The organism is Streptomyces sp. NPDC029152, from assembly GCF_055564355.1.
In genome coordinates, this window is sequence record NZ_JBVHWR010000055.1 from 1 (window position 1) to 3,283 (window position 3,283).

2 protein-coding genes are annotated in these 3,283 nt (G+C 69.2%); both read right to left on the reverse strand.

Going from position 1 to position 3,283, the window contains the following annotated elements; genetic code table 11:
- On the reverse strand, positions 1-1,541 hold a 1,541-nt coding region (locus tag ACZ4V6_RS36415; protein WP_467835544.1), incomplete at its 3' end, for a condensation domain-containing protein.
- Positions 1,538-3,283: condensation domain-containing protein (locus ACZ4V6_RS36420; protein WP_467835546.1), on the reverse strand; the 1,746-nt coding region annotated here is incomplete at its 5' end. The genes ACZ4V6_RS36420 and ACZ4V6_RS36415, both read right to left, overlap by 4 nt.

The window sequence follows — 3,283 nt, forward strand, 5'->3', positions numbered from 1 at the left end:
GCGATCAGCGTGTCCGGAGTGATCCCGATGCCACGCAGATGATGCGCCAGCCGGTTCGCCCGCGCGTTGATCTCCCCGTAGGACCAGCTCCGGTCACCGAAGGCCACGGCCACCGCATCCGGATCGGCAACCACCCGCTCCTCGATCAGCCGGTGGATCGTCGCCGTGTCCGGATACGGACCGCTGACACCGTTCCAGTCGACCAGGATCTCCCGCCGCTCCCCCGCCGTCAGCATGTTGAGGTCACCGATGCGGGCCCCGGGCGCGTCCACCACGGAGGCCAGCAGGCTCTCGAGGTGGCCTGCCATACGTGCGATCGTCTCCGCGTCGAACCTGCTCCGGTCGTAGACGAAGCGGAACTCCAGGGCCCGGCCCGCCGACACGACGAGGGTCAGGGGGTATCCCGTGCGCTCCACGCAGTTCACCAGGCGTCGGTTCAGTCCCTCGGGGAAGTCCGACGGTTTGTGCACCACCGGGTAGTTCTCGAAGACGAGGATGGACCGGAACAGCGGCTCGCCGCGCGGGATCCTGCTGTGCTTCTGCACGTCGACCAGGTGGCAGTACTCCCACTGACGCATCTCCAGTTGCTCGTCCTGGAGATCACGCAGCCACTCGGAGACGATCAGGTCGCCCGTGAGCCGGCCGCGCACCGGCAGCGTGTTGATGAAGAGGCCCATCATCGACTCGACGCCGGGCAGATCGATCGAGCGGCCCGAGATGGTCGAGCCGAACAGCACCTCGTCCTGTCGGCTGTACCGCGAGAGCAGGATCGACCACAGGCCCTGTACCAGGGTGTTCATCGTGACGCGCTGGGACTTGGCGTAGTCCCGGGCCCGCGCGAACAGCTCCGGGGAGGCACACACCTCCAACTCGCCGACTCCCGTGTCGCCGGTGTCCCGGTCGACGTTCAGGGCGGTGGGCTCGGTGACGCCCGCCAGGTAGTCGGTCCAGAACACCGCGGAGCCGTCGTCCCGCCGGGAGTTGAGCCACTCGATGTACCGGCGGTACGGGACGGTCGGCGGCAGGCCGGCGGGAGCGCCGTCGAGCAGCGCGCGGTAGAGGGCGAACAGCTCCTTCTGGAGGATCTGCACACTCCAGCCGTCGAGGAGGATGTGGTGGAACGACCAGACGACGATCCGGCGTTCCTCGGACATGCGCAGCACGGTGACCCGGACCAGCGGGGCCCGTGACAGGTCGAACCCTCGGTCCCAGTCCTCCGCCAGGAAGGCGTCGAGCCGTTCCCGCTGGTCGGCCAGGCCGCGCAGATCCCTCACCTCGAAGGGGAGGACGGCCGTGCGCTGCACCACCTGGACCGGCTCCGACACCCCCTCCCACACGAAGGCGCTGCGGAGGATCGAGTGCCGGTCGACGAGCTGCTGCCAGGCGGCGCCGAACAGCGTCTCGTCGAAGGGTCCTTCGGCCTCCTCCGTCATCTGCACCATGTAGGGGCGCGTGTCGGAGGTGTCCTCCAGTGAGTGGTACAGCATGCCGAACTGCAGGGGCGAGAGTCCGTAGACGTCTTCCACGTTGTGCGCGCTCATATCGAGAACCTCTTCAGGATCGCGGCCATGTCAGCGTCACCGACATCGGTGAGAGGGACACCGGGGGTCTCCCGGCGGGCGTCGGCGGCTCCGTCGGCGCTGCCGTCGATCAGTTCGCGCAGGTGGCCGAGGATGCCGTCGGCCAGCTGCTCCACGGTGCGCCGGTCGTGCAGCGCGGTCGAGTAGTTGATGTACAGGCCGAACGTGTCGCCCTCGACGGCGGCGGTCACGTCCAGCACGTTCCACCGCATGCCGTCCGGGCTGATCGAGTGGCCCTTGGGCTCTTCCGGGCCGGCGTACCGCCCGATGCCCGGCAGGTCCCTGGTGAACTGCCCCAGGTAGTTGAAGTTCACTTCCGGAGTGGGCTGCCGGCGCAGTACGGAGGCGACGTCCGGGGCACCGAGGTGGCGTAGGATGCCGTAGCCGACGCCCTTGTTGGGGATCCGCGCCAACTGCTCGCGGACGGAGTCGAGCGAGTCCACCGCGCTGGTGGCTCCCGGCGCCGGCCGCAGGGTGACGGGGAAGGCGGACGTGAACCATCCCACCGTCCGTGACAGGTCCACGTCGGGGAACAGATCCTCACGGCCGTGTCCTTCCAGACCGACCAGGATCTCGTCGTCCCCCGTCCACGTCCGCAGGGCGTGCGCCAACGCGGTGAGCAACGCGTCGTTGATCTGGGTGCTGAAGGCCCCCGGGACGTCCCGCAGCAGGGCACGGGTCTCCTCGGGGCTGAGCTTCGCCACGACACCGGCGGCGGAGGCCAGGTCGTTGCGGCCGTCCCGGTCACGCGGCACCCGGCCGGTCGGTTTGGGCTCGGCCCAGTAGGCGAACTCCGCTCGTGCCTGTTCGGAGTCGGCGAAGTCGTGCAGCCGCTGTGCCCACGACCGGAACGACGTCGTCTTCGCCGGCAGCAGGGGCGCGAGCCCGGCGGCCCTCCGCTCGTAGCAACTGCCCAGGTCCTCCAGCAGGATCCGCCATGAGACGCCGTCGACCGCCATGTGGTGTACGACGATGAGCAGGCGTTGTCCGCGCGTGGGCCCCGAGTCCAGCAGGGCGGCCCGCAGCAGCGGCCCCTTGGCCAGGTCGAGGCTCCGCTGCGTCTCCTCCGCGATCTCCGACGAGACCGACGTCAGGGAATCGTCCGCGACACCGGACAGGTCGTGCACGTCGAGGAAGCCGGTGTCCACGGTCTCGTCCAGGTACTGGCGCCAGCCGTCGGCCCCGTCGGCGCAGCGCAGGCGCAGCGCGTCGTGGTGCTCGACCAGGTCGGCCAGCGCGAGCCGCAGCACGTCGGCGTCGAGCCCCTCGGTGACGAGGAGTTCGGCCTGATTGAAGTGGTCGAACGCCGGCAGGTCCTTCTCGAAGAACCAGTGCTGGATGGGTGTCAGCGGCACCTCGCCCACCACGCGGCCCTGTTCCGCGTCGACCGGTGTGGCCGTGCCGGCGTGGGCCGCGATCTCGGCGATCGTCTGGTTCTTGAAGATCAGCCGGGGCGTGAGGTGCAGACCGAACTTCTTGGCACGGGCGATCATCTGGATGCTGATGATCGAATCTCCGCCGAGTTCGAAGAAGTTGTCGTGGATGCCGACGGTGTCGACGCCGAGGATCTCGGCCCAGACCGCGGCGAGGGTGCGTTCGACGTCCGTCCGGGGTGGGGTGTAGGTGGTGGCGAGGTCGGGCCGGTCGTGGCCGGGGGCGGGCAGGGCCTTGGTGTCGACCTTGCCGTTGGGGGTGAGGGGGAG